Source organism: Dokdonia sp. Asnod2-E02 (genome assembly GCF_045063915.1).
GTDB lineage: Bacteria > Bacteroidota > Bacteroidia > Flavobacteriales > Flavobacteriaceae > Dokdonia.
On record NZ_JBEFNX010000005.1, the window covers coordinates 1,830,384 to 1,854,425 of the forward strand.

The window sequence follows — 24,042 nt, forward strand, 5'->3', positions numbered from 1 at the left end:
GTTATCAAGAAACCCACTCCTTCGGTTGCTGCAGTACTTTTATTAATCGTTCTTCTTCGCTTCCAGGTGCTGGGTGGTGATCATATTTCCACTGTACTACGGGAGGAAGGCTCATTAAGATGCTTTCAATGCGGCCATTGGTTTTTAGACCAAAGAGGGTTCCTTTATCGTGTACAAGGTTAAATTCTACGTAACGACCACGGCGTACCTCTTGCCAGTCTTTTTGTTCTTTCGCGAAAGCGGTATCCTTCCTACGCTCCACAATAGGAACGTATGCCTCTAAGAAACTATCACCCACTGTGGTCACAAAGTTGTACCAGTCTTGCATAGAACGCTCTGTGGTAGCTTTGCAGTAATCAAAAAATAAACCTCCTATACCGCGACCTTCATTGCGGTGTGTGTTGTAAAAATACTCATCACAACGTGCTTTGTATTTTGGATAAAAGTCGGCATCGTGTGCATCACAAGCGGATTTACAGGTTTGGTGAAAGTGTGTTGCATCTTCATCAAAAAGGTAATAAGGAGTGAGGTCTTGCCCTCCACCAAACCATTGATCTACAACGTTTCCTTCTTTGTCATACATCTCAAAGTAACGCCAGTTTGCGTGCACCGTAGGAACCATAGGACTCTTAGGGTGAAGCACTAGAGATAGACCGCAGGCAAAGAAATTTGCATCTTCTACGCCAAAGTATTTTTGCATTGCCTCTGGTAGCTCGCCGTGCACTTGTGATGTGTTTACACCTCCTTTTTCAAAGATATTTCCGTTTTCAATCACGCGTGTGCGACCACCACCGCCTTCTGGGCGTTTCCAGTTGTCTTCTTGAAAGCTTGCCTTACCATCTAGTTGCTCTAGTGTGCTAGTAATTTGATCTTGAAGATTGAGTATGTAGTTTACAAATTGTTCTTTCATTATATATTTTTTAGGTGGTGACCTATGCAGTCAGGCTAGTGTGATGATCCTTGTCAAGCAGTTTTATGGTTTGTACCGTCGCTGCAGTTACAGATATGGGTAAAACGAGTATAATTCCCACAAGTGGAATGATAAGAAACAGCATAAATACAATACCGTTACCTATGGCTTGGCCCTTGTTTCTTTTTACAAAATCTACGCTTTCTCTATACTTAAAATGACGTTCTAGTGTGTAATCCATATTACCAAAACCTGCGTAGTAAGCTTGTGTAAGAAATAGTAAAATAGTGGCAGCAATACTCCCTATAATTGGGATAAAATTGAGCAGTAAGATAGGTAGTGTGATAAGCAATTCTAGACCCAAGTTACGCACGTTTATGCGTATGCCTCGTATAAGTTGTTCGGTGTTTGAGGTGTCTCTATGAGTGTGGTTTTCTCCTTTGAGGTGAGCTTCTATTTTTTCTGAAACAGGGCTCATAAATGGAGCGCTCAGTGCCATTATAATGTGTTTATACAAGATAAGACCTATGGCGATAATGAGTAGTGCGCTTACTATCTCTGCAAATATAAAGAAGGCGTGTCTTCCCGTTTCCCAAGGCCAGATTTGCTCTACCCAGTGACCTATATTATCAGAAAAACCCCAGGCAGATGCTGCAATCATTGAGGCAGTAATAAGACTTATAGCCATTGGGATGGCAAAATACTTCCAAAGCCCAAGCTTTGAGATTAACCCAAATGATGATTTATACGTCTGTAATCCGTTTAAGATGCCTTTTATCATATTATACTGCTATATCTTCTTTGAGAACTTCTCTGTCTTCCTTTGTGATTCCTTTTGACCAAATGGCGAGGCCAAAGGTAAGTACACCTAGTCGACCTATAAACATAAGGATTATGATAATAACCTTACCTATACTGCTTAAATCTCCAGTAATTCCAGTGCTCACACCCACAGTACCAAGTGCAGAGGCTACTTCAAATAAAATATTTTCAAAATCAAAATCTTCTGAAAATGTGAGTATAAACGTCCCTACAAAAATAAGTGTTGTATAAAATATAAAAGATGATGTTGCCACGTATAGTCGCTCATAAGGAATGCGTTTTCCTAAGAAGGTGATGTTTTTAGATCCTTTGAGTCGGCTTTTCATTATGGCAAATACGGCAGTAAGTGTCGTAATTTTCATACCTCCAGCTGTACCAGAAGGAGATGCGCCTATGTACATCAAAAATATAGTTACAAGTAACATAGGTAATACAAAAGTACCAAAGTCAACAGTATTAAAACCTACTGTAGTCATTGCGGTCATAGATTGAAAAAATGCAGCACTCACTCGAGCAGACCCACTCAAACTTGAGATGGACGGCTCTAAGAAGTAAAAAAATAAGTATCCAAAAGCTAGAAGTATAAGCGAACCTATTGTGACAATCTTTGTTGTAAAGCTAAGCGAGTGTGTTCTGTTTTTTACCCATAAGCCCACGTCTGTAATCACAATAAAACCTAGGGAACCGCAAATAGCGAGCATTGATATGGTAAAGTTTATGAGTCCGTTGTCTACGTAAGGTGTAAATCCACTATTAAAAAGACTAAAACCAGCGGTACAAAAAGCACTTATACTATGAAAAATAGATGACCAGAATGCCTCTCCCGTTCCCATACCATCTGACTTAAAAGCAATAAAGAATAATATGGCACCTAGAACTTCCATAATTACCGTATACAGTACTACAGATTTTAAAAAGTCTTTGATACGTATAGTAACGGGTAATGTAAACTCTGTATTGAGAATACTTTTATGCCAGGGTGTTATTTTATGGGTAGTAGATAGCAGCATAAATGTAGTAAAGGTCAAGTAACCTATACCTCCCAGCTGGAAAAGTGCCATTATAACAAATTGTCCTCCTATGTTATATGAGTCAAAAATAGACATCGTAACCAGCCCCGTAGTACTCACTGCAGAGGTTGCAATAAAAAGATGATCTAGTATGGAGGCACTCGTCTTTTGTAACCAAGGCAAGCTCAGGAGTAAAGTTCCTACTAAAACATACGTGAGAAAACCATAAAATAAATTTTGCTGTGGCGTCCAGCTCCTTTTAAGTGCGGTGTATCGTAAACTCAGCTTATTGTAGAATGTTCTCATAGCTAGAAATTATACTCAAAAGTATTTGTTTTGCCCTCCATAGCCTGTTTACATATGGTTAAATTATCACTCTAAGTGAACCAGTACTGTGTCACAACGCTTGATTTCTTTTAGGGTAGTACGCTTTCGCGAAAGCGGGACCATCTCCAGTAGTTGTGTCACCAGTTGCTCTTCGTCTTGCCCGCAAAAACTAGTGATGAGGTCGCGCCCCACGCGGTTGTTATGCAAGTCCATCGCACGTTCTAAAGGTGCGTTAGGAGAAAAATCTTCGTGCCAGTCTGTAAACCGTTTTGTCCACGCTAGCGAGCGCTGCAGTGGCAAGCCTCGTTGCACACTAAGGTGCACGATAAGCATATTCCACAGGGCGTGTCTAAAAGCATTTTCTGGGCCGTTGAGGTGCTGTTTTTTGCCATAATGTTTATTACATATAGCAACCGTTTTGCGAGTCCCCCTTATGGTAGGAATCACAAATCGAGGATGGCGTGCACTGAGCCAAAAAAGGCTCCACAGCTGTTTAAAATCCATAGATTTGACAACAGCCCAGACGTTCATTAGGCTTTGTACTCTTTTACAGCTTCTATAAATGCACCTGCATTTTCTATAGGAATGTTAGGTAAAATACCGTGACCAAGATTTACAATGTATTTGTCTTTGCCAAATTCATTAATCATCTCGTGCACCATTCTCTTGATCTCGCTAGGAGGTGAGAATAATCGAGTAGGGTCAAAGTTACCTTGCAGCGTGATATTACCACCAGTAAGGTAGCGAGCGTTGCGTGCAGAGCACGTCCAGTCTACACCTAGTGCAGATGCTCCAGATTTTGCCATTTTATCAAGTGCAAACCAGCATCCTTTTCCAAAGGCAATTACGGGAGCCTCGTCTTTAAGTGCGTCTATAATTTGCTGTATGTATTGCCACGAGAATTCTTGATAATCTACCGGTGAGAGCATTCCTCCCCAGCTATCAAAAACTTGTACTGCATTCACTCCAGCCTCTACTTTTTTCTTAAGATAAGCAATGGTAGTATCTGTGATTTTTTGAAGTAAAGCGTGCGCGGCTAGTGGTTGTGTAAAACAAAACTCCTTTGCCTTGTCAAAGTTTTTTGACCCTTGACCTTGTACACAGTAACAAAGTATCGTCCACGGTGATCCTGCAAAACCTATAAGCGGAATCTCGTCATTGAGTTTTTCCTTAGTCATCTTAATGGCATCCATCACATAGCCTAGCGTCTCATCGATATCTGGAACAATCACTTGCTCTACATCTTTTGCAGATCGTATAGGGTTAGGCAACCACGGTCCTACATTAGGCTTCATTTCTACATCAATATTCATTGCCTGAGGGATCACTAAGATGTCAGAAAATAAAATAGCAGCATCCATCCCATAACGACGTATAGGTTGTACGGTAATCTCACTCGCAAGCTCAGGCGTCTGGCAGCGTGTAAAGAAGTCATACTTTGCTTTGATTTCCATAAATTCTGGAAGGTATCTTCCAGCCTGACGCATCATCCATACTGGTGGACGGTCTACAGTTTCTCCTTTAAGTGCTCTTAAAAATAGGTCGTTTTTTATGCTCATATCTCTAGGTCTGTTCGAGCGCAGTCGAGAACTTAATTGTACTCTTATAATGAACCTCTCGACTGCGCTCGAGGGGACAATTTTATGTTTTTCTAGACGCTTATGTTCTAGATTCTTCTTTCAATATTTTCACCGCCTTAGCAATGGTGCTTTCTATAGTTGTTGCATTAGACACGATTACCTTTTTAAAGTGTAGTCTTGCCGTTGTTGCAGTGGTCTCGCCTATGCAAAACGCTACGCTGTCTATTGCTCGTGTGTTTTTGTTCGCTTTCGCGAAAGCGTTCACACCACTCGGACTAAAAAATAATATACCATCAAATGTACGGTCAAAGGACTGTGTCATTTGATGAGTTTCATAAACCACCACTTCTTCACACGCTACATTATTTTCTTTGAGTAATGTAGGTAGCTCATCTCTGCGCTGTCTCCCGCAGAAGTAAGTGAATGATTCGTTTTTGTGGTTTTTGGCTATAAAATGAGCCAATTCTTCTCCATTTTGAGCTGTTTTTGTCACTTTTATGCCATTTTCGGCTAGAAGTGCTGTTGTTTTTATGCCAACAGCAAAACAACTTTCTATACTTTCTAATTCTTCACTAGAAAGGTTGTTACATAAAGCGCGTACTCCATTTTGAGAGGTGATAATGATATTTTTTAGCTTTCGCGAAAGCGTAAAAGCAACCTCTTGTGTGCGTATCGCATCATATTCCACAAATTGTAAGCCTGCATTGAGAAGTAGCTCTCGCTGGTTAGGCTTTAGTTTTTTTGTGGATAGCACGGTCATTTTTTCAAGCTACTCTTGATTTCCTTCATTAATGCTCTTCCACCATTATCAAGAACCTCTAGCGCACAGTCTGTACCAAATCCTAGTGCATTTTCTGTTGAGACTACTTGCTCCACTTCAATCTTTGTCGCGCCGTCTAGTGAAAAAAGCACTCCCTTAAAACGTATGGCTCCATCTATTTCTTGTGCTAGTGCACCTATGGGTGCGGTACAACCGCCTTCTAGCGTGCGTAAGAACTCGCGTTCTATATGTGTGCACAATGCTGTCGTGCGATCGTTAAGCTTTGCACAAGCTTCTTTAGAAAATGTATCTTCTTCCATCGCTACCACGAGCATTGCTCCTTGTGCCGGCGCAGGAATCATCCAGTCAAGTACTTCATAATTTTCTGGAAGTACATTAATACGTTTAAGGCCTGCCTTTGCAAAAATGGCGCCCGTCCAGTCACTTTCTTCTAGCTTTTGTAAGCGTGTGTTTACATTACCACGTATATCTGTGGTTTTGTGGTTAGGGTAGCGATTGAGCCACTGGGCTTGCCTTCTTAAACTACCTGTCGCGATGGTGCAGGCTTGCTTATAATCTGGCGCGCCTTTGTGTACTAAAATATCTTCGGTCTCTGCTCTAGGTAATACTGCAGCTTGCACAATCCCTATAGGTAATGCCGTAGGGACGTCTTTCATACTATGCACGGCAATATCTACCGTACCATTGAGCATTGCAACGTCTAGTGTTTTTGTAAAAATGCCGGTGATACCTAGTTCATATAACGGCTTGTCAAGTATGAGGTCTCCCGTAGATTTTACAGGTACGAGCTCTGTGGTATAGCCGTGATCTTCTAGTTGTTTTTGAACTGTTTTTGCCTGCCAGAGAGCGAGCTCACTGTCTCGAGTGCCTATTCGTATCGTTTTAGACATTATGTTGATCTAGTTGGAAAATAGTGGAAATTAAGGCAATGCTTTCTTCGGTTTCTCCATTTGCGTGACGCAGGTGATGTGCTACCTGGTTTGTGATTTTCTGAATGATTTTATCACTCATAGCTGTTGCCGTCGCTTCGCTAAAATCTGGAGTTTTCTTGCGTACATTTTCTAGCTCTGCAGCTTGTACTTCTTTAAGTCTAGCCTTGAGAGCCTTTACGGTAGGAGCAAACTTTCTGGTTTGTAACCAGGCGTTAAACTCATCTGTAATTTCCTTTATGATGGCTTCTGCCTGTGGGATATATCCTTGACGACGCTTAAGTGTGGCATCTGTCATTTTTGATAATTGATCTAGATGTATGAGTGTGACATTCTCTAGCTCTTCTACATCATTAGATACGTTTTTAGGTATCGATAAATCTAGTATAAGAAGCGGCTTTTTAGAATGGATAATCTCTTTGCTTACCGTAGGTTTTTGAGCTCCTGTGGCTACAACGAGTACATCTGTTTGTGCAATCTCACTTTCTATCTGGGCATACTCTTTTACTAGTAAGTTAAATTTACCAGCAATTTTATCTGCCTTTTCTTTAGTTCTATTAATGAGGGTGATGTGCTCATTTTTAGTGTGCTTCACTAAATTTTCACAAGTGTTGCGACCTATTTTACCAGTACCAAAAAGAAGAATATTCTTTTCTGACATATAAGGCACACGTGCCATTATATATTGTACGGCTGCAAAACTCACCGAAGTTGCACCACTTGATATCTCGGTCTCATTTTTAATGCGCTTACTGGCTTGTATAACGGCATTTACTAATCGCTCCATAAAAGGATTAATAAGTTGCAGTTTTTTAGAACGCTTAAAACCTATCTTAAGCTGACCTATAATTTCAAAATCGCCTAGTATCTGGCTATCAAGACCGGTACCTACTTTAAAGAGGTGGGCAATTGCGTCATCTCCCTTGTGCAAGTATGCTACGTCTAGAAACTCTTCTATAGTTCCGTGCGTATGCTCGCATAAAATTTTTACTAGTGTAATCGCGTCTGGTGCAAATCCGTATAACTCTGTACGGTTACAAGTAGATATTACGGTAAGAGCCGTAACGCCTTCATCGCGAGCGCCATTAAGTATGGCGGCTTGTGCTGTTTCTGATATTGCAAAATGCCCACGCGTGGTCGCGTCTGCTTTTTTGTAACTCAGACCTATGGCATAAAACTGTTGCTCTCTATTCAAAAGTATAATTCTATTTGTATCCCAAATATGAGGGAGTGCAAAAATAAAGGTCACTCTCCTTAAAAAATAACGCTAGAAGAATCATTTGTGTCGAGAGCGGTTTATCACGTCTGTAATAAACCGTAAATTTGTGTAAGCTATCGTTATGACTGCTAGTGGCAAAGGAATGTGTCTGTCTTAATTTAGAGTGATTCTAAATAAAAAAGAGATCAATAAAATGGAATTAAATAAAAAAAGTAACGCTCAAGGTTTGCTTCAAGAGATTAAAATAGAAGACGGTTTTTATGTCTTACGTTTTGATAACAATGATTCTAATGTGAGCCAAGTGGAGCGAGAGGTAGATAGTAGCTTTATACAGTTTCATTTTTGTATCAAGGGCTCTGCGGTGTTTAATTTTAATAATGGAGCCTATAAACTTTCTATTACAGATGAGAATTCGCTGTTACTATATAATCCGCAGCGTGATTTACCTATGAATCTAGAACTCGCCCCAGAGACCTGGCTGGTGAGTGTCATTATTTCTATCAAAAAATTTCATAGCTTATTTTCTAGCGAGGCAAATTTTATGCACTTCTTAAGTGATGAAAATAAAGATAGAAAATACTACAAGGACGGTAGCATCTCACCTAGTATGGCGATTGTACTTAACCAGTTAATGAATTATAGCTTGCACCCATCTATAATGCAATTGTATTTTAAGGGAAAAAGTTATGAGCTATTAAGCCTGTACTTTAATAGGCCTGCAGATGTAGATATAGAGCAATGCCCTTTTCTAGTAGATGAGGATAATGTGCAAAAAATAAAGCGTGCTAAGCAAATAATCATTGCAAGAATGGATGCACCACCAACACTAAGCGAATTATCAGATGAGATAGGTCTCTCACTCAGTAAATTAAAAGAAGGCTTTAAACAGATTTATGGTGACTCTGTGTTTAGTTTCTTATTTGACTATAAAATGGAAGTCGCACGCCAGTTGCTAGAGACGGGATCACATAATGTAAATGAGGTAGGTCTGAAAGTAGGCTATAGTACGGCGAGTCACTTTATAGCTGCTTTTAAAAAGAAATTTGGTACCACCCCAAAAAAGTATTTAATGAGCTTGGGGTAGGTACGCTTTCGCGAAAGCGTAAAAACTAATACCATTATCACAAAGTCTTATAACAATCATAACATTTAAAAGAAGGTTAAGCCTTATTTTTGTTAAAGAAAAATTGCCAACAAATGAACAAAGGAGTTTTAATGGTCAATCTGGGATCACCAGATAGTACAGATCCAAAAGACGTAAAAAAATACCTAGGCGAGTTCTTAATGGACGAGCGCGTAATAGATGTTCCTTATGCTGCAAGAGCATTGCTAGTAAAAGGTATCATCTTAAATACACGCCCTAAAAAGAGTGCAGAGGCCTATAGTAAGATATGGTGGGATGAAGGATCACCATTAATTGTTCTTACAGAACGCTTGCAGAAAAAAGTGCAAAGCCACACAAAACTCCCTGTAGAAATCGCAATGCGATATGGTACACCTTCTATAAAAGAGGGACTTCAAAAATTACACGATCAAGGGATTGATGAGGTAATGCTATTACCATTATATCCTCAGTATGCAATGGCAACTACAGAAACCATCTTAGTACTAGCCGAAGAGATACGTGCTGAGTTTTTCCCTAAGATGAAGATTACAGATGTAAAGCCATTTTACAACAAGCCAGAGTATATCAAGGTGCTAGGAGACTCTATTGCAGATAGCCTTAAAGGTGTAGATTATGAACATCTATTATTTTCTTATCACGGTGTTCCAGAAAGGCACATACGTAAGAGTGATGTGACGAGTATGCACTGTAAAATAGATGGTTCTTGCTGTATGTCCCAATCTAAGGCACACGAGTTTTGCTATCGTCACCAGTGTTATGAGACTACAAGGTTAGTAGGCGAATATTTAGGGATGGAGCCACTTACTTATTCTACCTCCTTTCAATCACGTTTAGGTTTTGACCCGTGGTTACAGCCGTATACAGACCGTACAATAGAACGTATGGGTAAAGAAGGATTTAAGAAAATGGCAATTGCAACACCAGCATTTGTATCAGACTGTCTTGAGACACTAGAAGAAATTGCGATGGAGGGTGAAGAAATCTTTCACGAGGCTGGAGGAAAGGACTTCCATACCATTCCTTGTATCAATGATCGTGATGACTGGGCAGGTGTTGTTGCAGGATGGATAAATGAATGGGCGCTAGTAGAAGCTGGTAAGGCTATAGCGTAGTTAAGTTGTTTAAGCTTTAGAGCGCAGTTTATTTTGCCTTGGATTTATAGTCCCTTCTTTTTTAGAGAAGGTTGACTTTTCTCCAAAGGGAACCTCGTTCATAGCACTTATTGCTTCGTCGATAGTGCTGAAAAGCTTAATAGGATATTTTGTAAAATTCTGCTCAAAATGAATTACTTTCTTTGTAGTAATTTTATCTGCTACAATGTGTAATGCACTTATGTCTGGGTAGTACGGACATTTCATATAGACTATGGGGTCTATTGTAAAGTCTATTGTTCTGTCAAAGATGAAACCGTATTTGAGCCCGTTATAAAATGCGCGAGATTGCTCGTGAAGTTCTGCGGTTTTTGAAATATCTAATACGATTCCTTCTTTCATTTTGCATATTATAAAAGTTTTATAAAACTCAATAGTTGCAAAAGGAAGTTTTTTAACTTGAATTAAATTACTCATATCTGAGGATGTTTGGGAAACATTAATTTACTGTTATACAGCATATTGCACGTGGCAAAAGTAAATAATCTATTACCTAGCTTACGTTAAAACTTTGATAACGTTTAATCACATAATAAACTAGCAAATATCTATTGGCAAATAAAAAATCTACAGCACTAGGCACACAACCCATATCAAAGTTGCTCGTACAGCAAGCTGTACCCGCATCTATAGGGATACTCGTGATGTCGCTCAATATGATAGTAGATACCATCTTTGTAGGAAGATGGATAGGTCCTCTTGCCATTAGTGCCATTACAGTAGTTATACCCGTAACCTTTTTTATAGCAGCTATAGGCCTCGCCGTTGGTATAGGTGGTAGTTCTGTACTGTCTAGAGCCTTAGGTTCTGGTGATGATGATAAGGCGCTTCGAGTTTTTGGTAATCAAATAACACTCACATTTTTAGTATCTGGATTACTAGCAATTCTAGGACTCGTTTTTCAAAATACGCTCATAGAGTTTTTTGGAGCAGATGACTCTTTTAAAGATATGGCGCTCACCTATTACCGCATTGTACTTTACGGTATTGTAATGCTTGCAATGTGTATGATGGGTAACAACGTGATACGAGCAGAGGGTAAACCCAAGTTTGCGATGTATGCGATGATTCTCCCAGCCATAGGTAATATAGGGATGGATTACCTTCTTATTAATGTACTAGGTTATGGGATGGAAGGTGCTGCCTGGGCAACATTTGCGAGTTATGCCGTGTGTTTTGCTTTTATCGTATGGTTTTTCATTTTTAAGAGCGAACTCAGAATTGTACCTAAATGCCTTGTGCTTACAAGAAAAATTGTTTCAGAAATTTCTGGTTTGAGTTCTGTGACACTTGCGCGACAAGGAGTAATTTCTGTGCTTACTATATTACTTAACAATGTACTTATCAATTATGGAGATGCCCTTGACGTCGCTAGTTATGGTATTATAAGCAGGATGTTAATGTTTGCATTGTTTCCCGTGATAGGGGTCACACAAGGATTTATGCCTATCGCGAGTTATAATTATGGAGCAAACCAATATGCGCGCGTGCGAGAAACTATCAAGACGTCCATTCTTTATGCAGGCGGTCTTGCACTAGCCATTTTTATAATCATAATGACGGTGCCAGATTTTTTTGTGTCTTGGTTTATAAGCGATAGTAACGCACAAGCCCAGGCGGTAGCAGATAATAAAGTATTGATGGAACGTACGCCTAATGCACTACGCACTGTCTTTGCTGCGACGCCAGTGATTGTAATACAGTTAATAGGAGCTGTGTATTTTCAAGCCATAGGTAAAGCGATACCAGCTTTACTGCTCAGCCTTACTAAGCAAGGCTTCTTCTTAATCCCACTGATACTCATATTACCTAACTTTTTTGGTGTTTGGGGAGTATGGATTGCATTTCCTATTGCAGATGTACTTTCTACAGTAGTTACAGGTTATTTTTTAAGGCGTGATGTAAAAGAGAATTTGGTGGTATTGGCAGAAAGATAATTTTTTTTAACTTTACGAGAACATTATATTTTTAATTAAAATGTTTTGTGCTTTACTATTACCTAATTAGTTCCTTATTAACTATTTAAGCTTGAAAAACTACATAATAATTTTGTTAGTATTATTACCACTTTGGTGTAATGCTCAAATAGATGAAATCATTGAAGAACAATGGTATTTGAGGAGTCTTAGAATTGATGGGGTTCTTTACTTTCCTCCGTATGATGCAGGAACTATATTAGATTTTTCTAGTATTGACCTTTCTAATAATGTCTCAGGAACAGGCGTTTCTAATATTTTTATTGGAGATGCTATTTTTGATATTCCAAATAGCAAGGTTACCTTTTCTAATCTAGTGTTTTCTGATGAAAGCTGTACTAATCAAGATTGTGAGTTTGAGCAGTTACTTTTTAATGAATTTCTAACCGATCAAAATGGCGGTTCAAAGACTTTCAGTTATGAGTATGTGGATTTAACCTCGTTTATAAATAAGCGATTAAGATTAATAGACGATGAGGGAAGCATAGCCGATTATGTTTTCAACCCCATACATCAACCATCTGAAGATCTATTTCAACAGTGGTATTTGTATTCATCTACTGAAGATCTTGGAGAAACGACTTTTTATGAAGGAGAGAACGTTCCTAAGTTATTAATAAATGAGAATCTTTCTTTTTATGGAGAAAATAACTGTTGGGAATACGAAGGAGTTTTTGAATACGTGAGTATAGATTTAGATGATCTCCCGCACCTGAAGGCTACGGAATTTAACCAAGAATGTATAGGAGAAAACACAGATAATATTTTTGAATTTCTTTTACAACCTAATGGAGAAATTAGAGTAACTAATGATAATGAAACACTTTATTTGGAGCTTGTTCCTGGATATCTTTACACCTTTAGAAATAGTCTCACTTTAAATATTCCTAAATCAGAGGTTTTAGATTTAGATATTTACCCTAATCCAACGTCGTCTCAAATATTTATTGACTATAAAGGGCTAATCAATAAAGTTGAAGTTTTTACAATTACAGGAGCTCTCCTTCAATCTGAAACATTCAATGTTTCAACATTTGATTTATCCAATTATCGAGCTGGAATGTATTTTCTAAAACTTTACTTGGATAACTCTACTCAAACTATAAAAGTCATAAAAAAATAAGCTACCGTTTTTTCTGTACGCTTTCGCGAAAGCGTTAAAAATTCATCCTTGCTTCTTACTTCATAGAGAATTGTGTAATTTTCTTAGCTATAACAAACACAATCCAAATGAAGACAAAATTATGCTACCTATTACTGGCGGTGTGCTCAGTATTATCTTTTGATACGTTTGCACAAACACCAGACCCTTCTACTTACGAAGCTTTAGAATATAGACTCATTGGCCCTTTCCGTGGTGGTCGAAGTGCTGCCGTTACTGGAGTGCCGGGACAACCAGACCTATTTTATATGGGGAGTACAGGTGGTGGCGTGTGGCGCACTACAGATGGTGGTAAAGAATGGGAAAATATCTCAGATGGTTATTTTGGAGGAAGTATAGGAGCCGTTGAGGTTTCAAAAAGCGACCCAAACGTTATCTACGTAGGTGGTGGTGAGAAAACGCTAAGAGGTAACGTATCTTCTGGATATGGTATTTGGAAGTCTGAAGATGCAGGAAAAACTTGGATACAGTCGGGTCTCAAAAACAGCCGCCACGTGCCAAGAATACGTGTACATCCTACTAATTCTGATATTGTATATGCAGGGGTTTTAGGTAACATATATAAACCTACACAAGAGCGTGGCGTTTACAAAAGTACAGACGGTGGTAAGACGTGGAGAAAAACACTCTTTTCTAACGCAGATAGTGGTGTCGTAGACTTAATTATAGATCCAAACAATCCAAGAGTACTGTACGCTACTACGTGGAATGCTCGTAGGACTCCGTACAGTTTAAGTTCTGGGGGAGAAGGATCGGCCGTGTGGAAAAGTACAGACAGCGGTGAGACTTGGAAAGAGATTTCTACAAATGATGGTTTTGCCGAAGGTATACTAGGGATTATGGGTATCACTGTTTCTCCAGCAAACAGTAACCGTCTGTATGCAATGGTAGAAAACCAAGAGCAAGGAGGTTTGTATACCTCTACAGACGCAGGTACGACTTGGAAAAAAATAAACGATGAGCGTAAGCTACGCCAGCGTGCTTGGTATTACACGCGTCTTTATGCAGATACTAAGGATGAGAATACGGTATATGTATTAAACGTGCGTTACCACAAATCTACAGATGGAGGTAAAACCTTCAGTACGCACAATGCACCACACGGAGATCACCACGACTTGTGGATAGCTCCAGAAGACCCTAACCGTATGATTATAGGTGATGATGGTGGCGCGCAAGTGTCTTATGATGGTGGTCGCTCTTGGAGTACGTATATGAACCAGCCTACGGCTCAGTTTTATCGTGTGACTACAGATAATGCCTTTCCATACAGAATTTATGTAGCGCAGCAAGATAATAGCACAATACGCATTCCGCACCGCACAGAAGGTGGTAGCATTACAGAAAATGACTGGGAGAGTACCGCCGGTGGTGAGTCTGCACATATAGCTGTAGATCCAGAAAATAATGAGATTGTGTATGGAGGAAGTTACGACGGATTCTTAACGCGTGTAAACCACGAGAAAAACACGGTACGTAGCGTATCTGTATGGCCAGATAACCCAATGGGTCACGGTGTGGAGGATATGAAATACCGTTTCCAGTGGAATTTTCCTATCATCTTTTCAAAACATAATCCTAACAGGTTGTATACATTCTCACAAAGCGTGCACGTGAGTGAAAATGAAGGTCAAAGCTGGGAAGTTATTAGTGGTGACCTTACAACTAATGATCCAGAAAAAATGAAATCTTCTGGAGGACCTATCACACAAGATAATACTTCTGTAGAGTACTACTGTACCATTTTTGCAGCAGCAGAGTCTCCTCTTAAGGAAGGACTTCTCTGGGTAGGTAGTGATGATGGTCTTGTACACGTTACTCGTAATGGAGGACAATCTTGGGAAAACGTAACTCCTAAAGGAATGCCAGAAAATATGATGATTAATAGTGTGGAGCCATCTGCCTTTGAAGAAGGAACGGCCTACGTGGCTGGAACACGTTATAAATTAGGTGATTTTGCTCCTTATTTATATAAAACTACAGACTACGGTAAGTCGTGGAAAAAGATTACAAGTGGTATACCTGCAGAGCATTTTACACGCGTAGTACGTGAGGATCCAAAACAAAAAGGGTTATTATACGCCGGTACAGAGACGGGTATGTACATCAGTTTTGACGATGGTAAAAACTGGAAATCATTCCAACTCAACTTGCCTATCGTTCCTATTACAGATCTTACGATTAAGGATGATAACCTCATTGTAGCAACACAGGGGCGTAGCCTTTGGATTATAGATGATCTGGGAATGTTGCATCAGTCCGCTTTCGCGAAAGCGGGAACAAATAAATTGTTTAAACCTAAGAAAACGTACCGAATGGGTGGCCGTGGTGGTAGATCGAGCCTTACAGCTGGAACTAATCATCCTGGTGGTGTGATGACTTATTTTAACCTGAAGGATATTGACAAGAAAAAGGATACCGTTACCCTTACTTATATGAGTATGGCGGGTGATACCTTGCAATCATATAGTACAGGTAGTAAAAAGAAAAAGCTGAAGGCCAAAAAAGGCGGAAATATGTTTGCTTGGAATACTAGAATAGACGGCGCAGAGCGTCTAGATGGTATGATATTATGGTGGGCAAGTCTTGACGGACCACAAGCAGTACCTGGTAATTACAAAGTGTCACTTAACGTAAATGGTGATGTGCAAACAGAGACCTTTGAGATTGTTGCAAATCCTAATGCAGAGGCGACAGTGGCAGATATGCAGAAGCAACACGACTTTATTTCTGATGTAAATAAATCTGTAGACAGAGCGCACCAGAGTATCAAAAAGATTAGAAAAATCAATAAGCAACTTAAGTCATTTACTGCGCAATATAAAGACGACCCACGTACAGAAGCACTGCGTGAAAAGGCAAAAACAATGCAGGAAGAGTTTGGTAAGATTGAGAAAGAACTCTATCAGACTAAGAACCGTTCTGGTCAAGATCCGCTTAACTTCCCTATTAAGTTAACTAATAAATTAGGGCATTTAAACAGCCTTGTGGGTATGGGAGATTTTGGACCTACAGACCAAGACGTAGCTGTAAAAAATGAACTTACGGCAGCAATCAATACACAACTCAATGCCTTTGATACAATGCTAGATGCAGAGGTGTCAAAATTTAATGAAGAGTTTAATAGCTTGAAGTTAGATTATCTTTTTGTGGAAGATGCAAAGGAGTAAATAAAGTAATATTCTTATTAGAAAGGCGCAGAAGAAATTCTGCGCCTTTTTTTTGTGATTTTCTTAACCAACCTATTCTGTAAATTGTCATCTATATCAAAATATTCATTCATTAATAAATCAAAAAAATGACAAAACTTAAAACAATTACTGGACTCTGTTTATTCCTCTTTGCAATGAGCCTTAATGCTCAAGAGGCCGATAGTGGAGAAAATTTTACAAGAAAGGGCAGACTATTATTAGGTGGGTCTACAAACGGAGGCCTTAATTTCTCAAAAACTTCTTATGAATTTGATGGGGATACTGTAAGTGAAGACAAGACTAATACATTTGTGCTGGAGGGGAAAGTAGGTTATTTCATCATTGACAACTTAGCGCTTGGTGTGCAAACAGGTATATCGAGATTTAAAAATGAAGATGAGGATGGTAATAATGAAAACACATCATCAAGTTTTAATGCAGGGCCTTTTGCAAGTTATTACTTTGACGTGGGTAACTCTAAAATAAGACCTTACGTGTCTGCAAGTACCGGTATTGGATATTCAAAATTGGACGGCACTAGTGCAGTTATTAGTAGTGGTGATTCAGATATTGTATTTCAGAGTTTTGAACAGAAAGATCGCACCTTTATGTGGTCTGCGGGTGCTGGAGTAGCGTTTTTCTTAAATAAAACAATCGCTATTAACGTAGAAACGGCTTATACTAATAGAACAAATAAAGATCCAGATGATGATTTTGACGCTAAGTTTACCACATCTAATTTGGGTATAACTGGAGGACTAAGTATCTTTTTCTAACATAGAGAAGTAAATTTTTTAAAAGGCGCAGAAGAAATTCTGCGCCTTTATTGTTTTGTCTTGCTTCGTATCTTTACCATTATGGCAGAATACTACCTTTATTTCAAATCCCTACACATCATTTTTGTGGTCACTTGGTTTGCTGGCTTATTTTATATGCCACGTCTTTTTGTATATCAAGTAGAAGCTAGTGAAAAACCATCACCAGATAAAGAGATACTTGGTAAGCAATTGGGCTTAATGGCACATCGCCTTTGGAAGATAATTACAGGGCCTTCTATGGTGCTCACGGTGATTTTTGGGAGTTTGATGTTTTATATTAATCCAGGGCTTTTTAGTGCCCCGTGGATGCATATTAAACTTGCTTTTATTGTGTTGTTGTTTTTATATCATTGGAAAACCTGGCGTATACACAAGACATTTCAAGCAGGTACTTTTAAATATACTTCTAGACAAATGCGCCTTTGGAATGAAGGAGCAACGCTTATACTTTTTGCGGTTGTTTTTCTAGCAGTCACAAAAAGCACAACCAATTGGATTTTTGGAATGTTAGGTCTTGTAGGTCTGGCAGTATTATTGATGCTAGGCATAAAACTGTATAAGAAAATACAAGATAAAAATCCAGATGCCTAATGCTCACTTTTAATCGTACATCCCTCGGCACAAAAATCTTTACCTCAATGCTTGCATTGGTATTGATTGCCTTCTTGATGATTGCCGCTGTCACTTACTTTCAATACAAAGAGCAAATAAGAGACTATAATGAGGAACGATTAGAACGTAAAGAGTCTTCTATAAAGAAAACCATAGACTTTGTATTAGATAATACCAGCTGGGAGCTCAAGACAGATAGAATACCGTATATCTTTAAGGAGAAAATATATGAAATCGCAAGTATACAGGGTGAGAATCTCACAATGTATGATCTAGATGGGGAGCCTCTTATCTCGTCTACAGATCAATTATTTGATAGTCCTGCGCAAAAGAAATTATGTCTTGAGACTTTAGAAAACTTAGAAAAATCTGAAGAAAAACGATATGTAAATCAGCTGGATGGTGAGGTGTCTCAACAACTCTCTTATAGCTATATAAATGACCCTAAATATAGGCCACTCGCCATACTTGAGATTCAGTATGAAGACAGTGAGGCTTTTATTAATAAGGAACTCAGGGAGATATTGTGGCGTCTGGTGGTGGTAAATATCCTTATGGTATTAACCGCAATTTTACTCGCTTATTTTCTGGCGAGGTATATTACAAAAACGCTTAAAACGGTAGAGGATAATATAAAAGAAACCCAACTAGATAAGCGCAACGAGAAAATTGATACCACAGAGCTCCCTTCTGAGCTCACAACCCTCGTAAACGCTTATAACGGGATGATAGACCAACTTGAGGGCAGTGCTGCAAAACTCGCGCAAAACGAGCGTGAGGCCGCCTGGAGAGAGATGGCAAAGCAAGTAGCTCACGAGATCAAAAATCCACTCACGCCTATGCGTCTCACGGTACAGAGCTTTGAGCGTAGGTTTGACCCAGAAGATCCCGAAGTTAACCAGAAGATAAAAGAATATAGCAGTACCCTCATACAGCAAATAGATACTATGAGCAGCATAGCGAGTGCTTTCTCAAACTTTGCAGATATGCCAGCACAGCAAAGCGAGATTCTTAATGTGCCTAATATCGTAAAGCTCTCTGTAGATATTTTTAATGAGCGTTATATAGATTTCGCTTCTGCGAAAGAGGAGATTTTTGCAAATTTTGACCGTACACAACTTATTAGAGTGGTAACAAACTTGGTAAAAAACGCGGTGCAAGCCACAAAAACAACAGAAAACCCAAAAATTTTAGTTGAGGTAAACGACCTAGATACACAAGTAGAAATAACTGTGACAGATAACGGGACGGGTATTTCTGAAGATAATTTACCTATGATCTTTGAGCCAAAATTTACAACCAAAACGAGTGGTATGGGACTGGGTCTCGCAATGGTAAAAAATATTGTGGAGACCTATAAAGGAACAATTACCTTTACAACACAAGAGGGAGACGGCACAGTTTTTAGAGTCATCTTCCCAAAATAATTAAGTATAAGCGTCACATTTTTTGGCGTATAAAAAAGACTTTCATAAACTAACTTATAGCTATGTACAATAACATACTTTCAGAAACTTCAGATAGCATCACGACTATCACGATAAATAGACCTTCAAAACTTAACGCTCTTAACAAGGAGACTATAGAGGAGCTTCATACCGCTTTCGCGAAAGCGGAAGAAGATACAGGAGTACGCGTTGTGATCATTACCGGATCTGGAGAGAAGGCATTTGTAGCAGGAGCAGACATTTCTGAATTTGCAAACTTCTCTGAAGAGCAAGGTGCAGAGCTTGCAAGAAAGGGACAAGAATTACTTTTTGACTACGTTGCCGAAATGGGTACCCCAGTCATAGCAGCCGTAAACGGTTTTGCACTGGGAGGCGGTCTAGAACTGGCAATGGCAGCACATTTTAGAATCGCTAGTGATAATGCTCGTATGGGGCTTCCAGAGGTGAGTCTAGGTGTGATACCAGGTTATGGAGGTACACAACGCTTACCGCAACTAGTAGGTAAAGGGCGTGCGATGGAGATGATTATGACTGCCGGAATGATAGATGCAAATACGGCACTTGAGTACGGACTTATAAATCACATCACAGCACAAGAAGAATTAGTGCCTCTAGCAAATAAACTAGGCGGAAAGATTATGCGTAACTCACCTATGGCAATTGCCGCAGCTATTAATGCTGTAAATGCAGGTTATGAAAATGGTGTAGATGGGTTTGATACAGAGATAGAAGAATTTGGCGGGTGTTTTGGCACAGAAGACTTCACCGAAGGAACCACGGCATTTCTAGAAAAAAGAAAGGCTGAGTTTTAAGTCAGGTAAAACTATATGATAATAAAAAAGGCTGTAACCATTTGGTTACAGCCTTTTTTATTTTTTAGATCTCCCATCCTTTTCGATACTCACGTTTTACCCAGGCATTTGCCTCTTCATAGTTAGTAACGCGCATATTATCTCCATCCCACTTAATGGTGCGACGCCCAGGGTAGTTATATGGATCCCAGTCCCCAGACTTTTTGCCAGGTTTAAATTCTTTCTTTTGGTATGCTTTTATAGCAAGATTCCCCATTAAAACAGCCTCTGTAAGTGGCCCGCCATAAGAAAATGGTGATGAGGTGCTACCTCCATTTATACAAGCTTCTACCCACTCACCTGCGTGACCGGTGGTCACTCTTTTTATAGTTTGCGGCACTGCCGCCATATCTTTCATACGCTCGCTAGGTAATAAGCGAGGGTTGCCGCTATAGGTGTCTGTTATCATAATACCATCACTACCATAAAAGATGCTTCCGCCGCCGTCTTTACCTGGTGTTTCACCTTCGCCTAGTTCGCTTGGTAGATCGGGCATAATACCGCCATCATACCAGTTAAGACCCACATCACCTTGCGTAGGTGACTTAAACTTAAGTCTTACAATAGAACTAGGAGGGCAGGCTTCTGGATAATCTGCCTCTACAAAATCTCCAGACCATATAGTGGTACAACTAGCCTCTGCTTCATAAGGAAAACCAAGTTCTAGTGCTTTAAATGGAGTTTCCATAATATGGCAACCCATATCACCCATTGCTCCTGTACCAAAATCCCAAAAGCCACGCCACTTAAAAGGCAGGTAGTTTTCATTATAGGGTCTGTAACTAGCTGGGCCTAGCCATAAGTCCCAATCTAGGTTTTTTGGGATAGGTTGTCCTTCTGTAATATGCTTAAACCCTTGTGGCCACACAGGTCTGTTTGTCCAGCAATCTACACGAGAGACGGTACCTATAACCCCTGCGTTTATCCACTCTTGTGCGGTTCTTATACCATCGCTTGAGGCGCCTTGATTACCCATTTGAGTCACAATACCCTGCTCTTTTGCCACTTGCGCCATAAGCCTAGCTTCATAAATATTATGAGTAAGAGGCTTCTCTACATAGGCGTGTTTATTTTCACGCATAAAGGGTATGGATATGGTAGCGTGTGTATGATCTGGAGTACCCACCATTATGGCATCTATATCTTTAATATGGTTATCATAGAGTTTTCTAAAATCTCTATACGTCTTTGCTTTAGGATGCATCTTATAACTGGCTGCACCGCGATTATCATCTACATCACATAGGGCAACAAATTTTACCTTACCATACTGGGTAAGCTCGTTTACAACGCCGCCACCACGACCGCCCACACCTATGGCCCCTATGTATAACGTGTCTGATGGAGCAACGTGATTACCACCCAAGACAAAGCTCGGGACAATTGTAAAAGCCGCACTTGCTGCAGCAGATTTTTGAAGAAAAGAACGACGTTTCATAGGGTTTAAGTTTTATGCTCACTAAAGATATTAAAATCATTTTAATAGATGTAAACCACTTAATTGATTCATTTATATATGAGGTATTACTATATGACATTGGTTAATAGTGTTTTTGGACTAATTGTTAACTAATTTTTAACGTGTTCGGTTGTTACATAAAAGACTATTTACTGTCATATTTGCACTTCATCAATTAATCAATAAAATGAATCATTTTCGTTTAATTTTTACGCTCTTAGTATCACTACTAAGTTTTTATTCTTATTCTCAAACGGTTTTTAGAGGTGTAGTCCTTGAGGAAGGCTCAAAAAAGCCTATTGTGGCAAAAGTGGGTGTGTCTGGTCAAGGTGCCGGTGTCACCTCTGGAACCAATGGTAGATTTCTATACAGAAAATACGACCAAGTCGTTTCTCCAGATAGTGAACTTGTTATCTCTGCAAAAGGATATGAGTCAGTAAGTATTTCTGGTGATGATCTTCGTAATTTATATAATATCACGAGTACCATTTATTTAAAGCCTGGTGTTTCTAAAGATGTAAAACCTCTTAATGAAGCAAAGGATATAGTTATTTTTTGGGATGTTTCTGCTTCGGCAAAGAGCCAAAATAGTAATAAGGCTATAGATTTTGTTAATGCCTACCTAGCAACACTTTCGTCGCCAGTCGTTCGTTTTGTAGCTTTTAATGATAAGGTTGTTTTAGATAAAAAAATCACAGCCGCGGCAGATGGTACTTTCGCTTTAAGCGAAATAATAAAAAATATTAAGTACACTGGAGCGACAGATTACTCGCTTATAGATGGAAGTAATACTGATGTTGCTATTGTAGTGTCTGATGGAGAGCAAAGTTTTGGAAACATTGAGTTACCGCGCACAAGCCGTTTATATACGGTAAATACGGTTGCCACTGCAAATCACGAGAGTATGATGGCAGATGCCTCATTTTATAATGGGTCTTATATTCCTCTTTTTTCTACAAATCCAGATAAGGCTATAGCACGTATAAATGCAGGTGGTGTTTTTAAGAAGGCAGATTTTAGTAAAGCACAAGCAACAGTAAAAGGAATTGTGTCTAGTACAAATGGACCTATACAAGGTGCCGCGGTTTCTTTAAGAGGTACGCTTAACGAGTATCTTACTAAAGCAGATGGGACTTTTAATATACCTGCCGTAGAGGGTGATGTACTTCAAATAAGATATTTAGGAATGTATCCTAAAGATGTCTTGGTTGCAAAAGATCCAGTCATACAGGTGGAAATGATACCACAAGCAGATATGCTTGATGAGGTGTTACTTACTGGTAATGCTAAGTCTAAAGAAAAGAAAGTAGACGCAGGAAACGGTGTTGCAAAAACAAAAGAATCTGTAGGTTATGCAGTAAATACGATTACGGCAGAAAATATAAGACCTAGTGCAACATTTCTGGGTGATGCAATACGCGGTAATTTTGCAGGCGTACAAGTACTTGGACCTCCTGGTAGCGAGAAGTTTTTAATACGTGGTGGTAATATGTCTATTAATAATGAGCTACCTCCTCTATGGGTAATAGACGGAGCACCATTTTCTGGCGTACCGTATTATCTCGACCCTCAAAATATTAAAAGTATTACTATTTTAAAATCTGCAATTGCAACAGTACGATACGGTACAATTGCTAGTGGAGGTGCTTTTCTAGTAAAAACAAAGGCTGCAAATCCTGATGCAGTAAAAGGTAAGGGTAATGTAGATCAAGCCCTAGTAAAAGGAAATGATTACAGTGAGACACTAGCAGATATGGTGGTTGAAACTTCACCTTATATTACAGCACTTGATAAAGAATCTACTGTAGCTGCAAAGTATAAAAAGTATCAAGCGCTTTCAAAGAACTTTAAGAATTCGGTTTCATTTTATGCAGATAATGCAGAGTATTTTCAAAAAATAGCACCCGCAAAAGCAGAGCTTATACGTCTTCAACTTGCAGAGGTGGCTGGAGAAAACGTAAAGGCACTGCGCATACTTAGTTACTTATATGAAGCCGCTGGCTCTTATAAACGTAATGCACAAGTAAGTGAGCGCATCGTAGCACTAGTACCTAGAGAGGCACAATCATATCGTGATCTGGCACTAGCATACACCTTAAGCGGTGATTATAATAAAGCGCTAGAGCTATACATTAATATGCTAGGAGAGCGCATACTAGGGGTAGATTTTTCTGAAATAGAAGGACCTCTAGGTAACGAGTTGAGACACCTTGTCGCACTACATAAAGATAAAATCGAATTTAACAGGCTACCTAACGAGTGGCTCACTAATGATCTTGAAATGGACATCAGGTTAGTCATAAACTGGTCTGAGCAAGATGCTCCATTTATTTTCCAGTTTGTAAACCCTAAGAAGAAATTTTACACGTGGGATCACACCTTATTTGATAATAAAGAGCGATTACTTAAGGAGCGTAAAATGGGATTCCAGTTTGAGGAGTTTGTTATAGATGACGCAAAAGCCGGTGAGTGGATTGTAAACGTACAGTACCTAGGAGAAGAGGCCACCTTTGCCATACCTCCTTACTTAAAGTACACGGTATATAGAAACTACGGAACTTCAAAAGAAACTAAAGAAGTAAAGGTTGTAAAGCTATTTGAGCAAAGAGACAAGGTGTCTCTGGGTAGAATAAACTTATAAAATCACATCACATATACCGATATCTTAAA

General features: G+C 39.3%; 20 protein-coding genes. 10 read left to right on the plus strand and 10 right to left on the minus strand.

Annotated elements, in window-relative coordinates; all coding sequences use genetic code 11:
• Window positions 1-4: 4 nt before the first annotated feature.
• From hemF to hemA, 8 genes are all read right to left on the minus strand, one after another.
• Window positions 5-910 carry an oxygen-dependent coproporphyrinogen oxidase gene (hemF, locus tag ACJJVM_RS08330; RefSeq protein ID WP_405211378.1) on the minus strand — a complete coding sequence of 302 codons (906 nt, stop codon included), beginning with the start codon at window positions 908-910 and terminating at the stop codon, window positions 5-7.
• Window positions 911-932: 22 nt separating this feature from the next.
• The gene (locus tag ACJJVM_RS08335) at window positions 933-1,691 is read right to left on the minus strand and encodes an EI24 domain-containing protein (RefSeq protein WP_013750544.1); all 759 of its coding nucleotides are present in this window, start codon (window positions 1,689-1,691) and stop codon (window positions 933-935) included.
• A 1-nt stretch (window position 1,692) separates the two neighbouring features.
• Window positions 1,693-3,048: a TrkH family potassium uptake protein gene (locus tag ACJJVM_RS08340; protein ID WP_405211379.1), complete on the minus strand. Its 1,356-nt coding sequence runs from the start codon at window positions 3,046-3,048 to the stop codon at window positions 1,693-1,695.
• A 66-nt stretch (window positions 3,049-3,114) separates the two neighbouring features.
• The gene (locus ACJJVM_RS08345; RefSeq protein WP_405211381.1) at window positions 3,115-3,573 is read right to left on the minus strand and encodes a DUF6973 domain-containing protein; all 459 of its coding nucleotides are present in this window, start codon (window positions 3,571-3,573) and stop codon (window positions 3,115-3,117) included.
• Window positions 3,574-3,599: 26 nt separating this feature from the next.
• Window positions 3,600-4,628 (minus strand): uroporphyrinogen decarboxylase, encoded by a 1,029-nt coding sequence (hemE, locus tag ACJJVM_RS08350; protein WP_035334967.1) that lies wholly within the window; start codon window positions 4,626-4,628, stop codon window positions 3,600-3,602.
• A 100-nt stretch (window positions 4,629-4,728) separates the two neighbouring features.
• Entirely contained in the window at window positions 4,729-5,409 is a 681-nt protein-coding gene (locus ACJJVM_RS08355; RefSeq protein ID WP_405211382.1) for a uroporphyrinogen-III synthase, read from the minus strand.
• Window positions 5,406-6,320, minus strand: a complete 915-nt coding sequence (gene hemC / locus ACJJVM_RS08360) for a hydroxymethylbilane synthase (protein ID WP_035334965.1) — start codon at window positions 6,318-6,320, stop codon at window positions 5,406-5,408. The genes ACJJVM_RS08355 and hemC overlap by 4 nt, the downstream gene beginning before the upstream one ends.
• Window positions 6,313-7,554, minus strand: a complete 1,242-nt coding sequence (gene hemA / locus ACJJVM_RS08365; protein ID WP_225969333.1) for a glutamyl-tRNA reductase — start codon at window positions 7,552-7,554, stop codon at window positions 6,313-6,315. The genes hemC and hemA overlap by 8 nt, the downstream gene beginning before the upstream one ends.
• Window positions 7,555-7,771: 217 nt before the next feature.
• Between hemA and ACJJVM_RS08370 the strand changes: the two genes are divergently transcribed.
• Entirely contained in the window at window positions 7,772-8,662 is an 891-nt protein-coding gene (locus ACJJVM_RS08370) for a helix-turn-helix transcriptional regulator (RefSeq protein ID WP_405211383.1), read from the plus strand.
• A 113-nt stretch (window positions 8,663-8,775) separates the two neighbouring features.
• Window positions 8,776-9,816 carry a ferrochelatase gene (hemH, locus tag ACJJVM_RS08375; RefSeq protein WP_038597988.1) on the plus strand — a complete coding sequence of 347 codons (1,041 nt, stop codon included), beginning with the start codon at window positions 8,776-8,778 and terminating at the stop codon, window positions 9,814-9,816.
• A 9-nt stretch (window positions 9,817-9,825) separates the two neighbouring features.
• Here the strand turns inward: hemH and ACJJVM_RS08380 are convergent, their stop codons facing one another.
• Window positions 9,826-10,197, minus strand: coding sequence for a hypothetical protein (locus tag ACJJVM_RS08380; RefSeq protein WP_405211384.1), 372 nt, complete (start codon window positions 10,195-10,197; stop codon window positions 9,826-9,828).
• Window positions 10,198-10,406: 209 nt separating this feature from the next.
• Between ACJJVM_RS08380 and ACJJVM_RS08385 the strand changes: the two genes are divergently transcribed.
• From ACJJVM_RS08385 to ACJJVM_RS08415, 7 genes are all read left to right on the plus strand, one after another.
• Window positions 10,407-11,792: an MATE family efflux transporter gene (locus tag ACJJVM_RS08385; RefSeq protein ID WP_405211385.1), complete on the plus strand. Its 1,386-nt coding sequence runs from the start codon at window positions 10,407-10,409 to the stop codon at window positions 11,790-11,792.
• 112 nt (window positions 11,793-11,904) lie between these two features.
• Complete coding sequence (locus ACJJVM_RS08390) at window positions 11,905-12,954, plus strand: T9SS type A sorting domain-containing protein (RefSeq protein WP_298349491.1); 1,050 nt, start codon at window positions 11,905-11,907, stop codon at window positions 12,952-12,954.
• A gap of 107 nt (window positions 12,955-13,061) precedes the next feature.
• Window positions 13,062-16,163, plus strand: coding sequence for a WD40/YVTN/BNR-like repeat-containing protein (locus ACJJVM_RS08395; RefSeq protein ID WP_405211387.1), 3,102 nt, complete (start codon window positions 13,062-13,064; stop codon window positions 16,161-16,163).
• 128 nt (window positions 16,164-16,291) lie between these two features.
• Window positions 16,292-16,960, plus strand: a complete 669-nt coding sequence (locus ACJJVM_RS08400; protein WP_299148684.1) for an outer membrane beta-barrel protein — start codon at window positions 16,292-16,294, stop codon at window positions 16,958-16,960.
• Window positions 16,961-17,041: 81 nt separating this feature from the next.
• Window positions 17,042-17,593 carry a CopD family protein gene (locus ACJJVM_RS08405; RefSeq protein WP_298349483.1) on the plus strand — a complete coding sequence of 184 codons (552 nt, stop codon included), beginning with the start codon at window positions 17,042-17,044 and terminating at the stop codon, window positions 17,591-17,593.
• Between the two features lie 47 nt (window positions 17,594-17,640).
• Window positions 17,641-19,041 (plus strand): PAS domain-containing sensor histidine kinase, encoded by a 1,401-nt coding sequence (locus ACJJVM_RS08410; protein WP_298572858.1) that lies wholly within the window; start codon window positions 17,641-17,643, stop codon window positions 19,039-19,041.
• A 62-nt stretch (window positions 19,042-19,103) separates the two neighbouring features.
• Window positions 19,104-19,874, plus strand: a complete 771-nt coding sequence (locus ACJJVM_RS08415; protein WP_298349476.1) for an enoyl-CoA hydratase/isomerase family protein — start codon at window positions 19,104-19,106, stop codon at window positions 19,872-19,874.
• Between the two features lie 64 nt (window positions 19,875-19,938).
• Here ACJJVM_RS08415 and ACJJVM_RS08420 read toward each other — a convergent pair whose 3' ends face one another.
• On the minus strand, window positions 19,939-21,351 hold the full coding sequence (locus ACJJVM_RS08420; protein ID WP_405211389.1) for a Gfo/Idh/MocA family protein: 1,413 nt from the start codon (window positions 21,349-21,351) through the stop codon (window positions 19,939-19,941).
• Window positions 21,352-21,559: 208 nt separating this feature from the next.
• Here ACJJVM_RS08420 and ACJJVM_RS08425 point away from each other — a divergent pair, with 208 nt between their 5' ends.
• On the plus strand, window positions 21,560-24,013 hold the full coding sequence (locus tag ACJJVM_RS08425) for a TonB-dependent receptor plug domain-containing protein (protein WP_405211390.1): 2,454 nt from the start codon (window positions 21,560-21,562) through the stop codon (window positions 24,011-24,013).
• The last annotated feature ends 29 nt before the right edge of the window (window positions 24,014-24,042 follow it).

What these genes read in the sequence shown, in the direction of transcription:
- hemE (WP_035334967.1), bottom strand. Translation starts at nt 4,628, where the DNA reads ATGAGCATAAAAAACGACCTATTTTTAAGAGCACTTAAAGGAGAAACT.
- ACJJVM_RS08405 (WP_298349483.1), top strand. Translation starts at nt 17,042, where the DNA reads ATGGCAGAATACTACCTTTATTTCAAATCCCTACACATCATTTTTGTG.
- ACJJVM_RS08380 (WP_405211384.1), bottom strand. Translation starts at nt 10,197, where the DNA reads ATGAAAGAAGGAATCGTATTAGATATTTCAAAAACCGCAGAACTTCAC.
- ACJJVM_RS08355 (WP_405211382.1), bottom strand. Translation starts at nt 5,409, where the DNA reads ATGACCGTGCTATCCACAAAAAAACTAAAGCCTAACCAGCGAGAGCTA.
- ACJJVM_RS08400 (WP_299148684.1), top strand. Translation starts at nt 16,292, where the DNA reads ATGACAAAACTTAAAACAATTACTGGACTCTGTTTATTCCTCTTTGCA.
- hemC (WP_035334965.1), bottom strand. Translation starts at nt 6,320, where the DNA reads ATGTCTAAAACGATACGAATAGGCACTCGAGACAGTGAGCTCGCTCTC.
- ACJJVM_RS08340 (WP_405211379.1), bottom strand. Translation starts at nt 3,048, where the DNA reads ATGAGAACATTCTACAATAAGCTGAGTTTACGATACACCGCACTTAAA.
- ACJJVM_RS08425 (WP_405211390.1), top strand. Translation starts at nt 21,560, where the DNA reads ATGAATCATTTTCGTTTAATTTTTACGCTCTTAGTATCACTACTAAGT.
- ACJJVM_RS08345 (WP_405211381.1), bottom strand. Translation starts at nt 3,573, where the DNA reads ATGGATTTTAAACAGCTGTGGAGCCTTTTTTGGCTCAGTGCACGCCAT.
- hemH (WP_038597988.1), top strand. Translation starts at nt 8,776, where the DNA reads ATGAACAAAGGAGTTTTAATGGTCAATCTGGGATCACCAGATAGTACA.
- hemF (WP_405211378.1), bottom strand. Translation starts at nt 910, where the DNA reads ATGAAAGAACAATTTGTAAACTACATACTCAATCTTCAAGATCAAATT.
- ACJJVM_RS08410 (WP_298572858.1), top strand. Translation starts at nt 17,641, where the DNA reads ATGCTTGCATTGGTATTGATTGCCTTCTTGATGATTGCCGCTGTCACT.
- ACJJVM_RS08420 (WP_405211389.1), bottom strand. Translation starts at nt 21,351, where the DNA reads ATGAAACGTCGTTCTTTTCTTCAAAAATCTGCTGCAGCAAGTGCGGCT.
- ACJJVM_RS08395 (WP_405211387.1), top strand. Translation starts at nt 13,062, where the DNA reads ATGAAGACAAAATTATGCTACCTATTACTGGCGGTGTGCTCAGTATTA.
- ACJJVM_RS08370 (WP_405211383.1), top strand. Translation starts at nt 7,772, where the DNA reads ATGGAATTAAATAAAAAAAGTAACGCTCAAGGTTTGCTTCAAGAGATT.
- ACJJVM_RS08415 (WP_298349476.1), top strand. Translation starts at nt 19,104, where the DNA reads ATGTACAATAACATACTTTCAGAAACTTCAGATAGCATCACGACTATC.
- ACJJVM_RS08335 (WP_013750544.1), bottom strand. Translation starts at nt 1,691, where the DNA reads ATGATAAAAGGCATCTTAAACGGATTACAGACGTATAAATCATCATTT.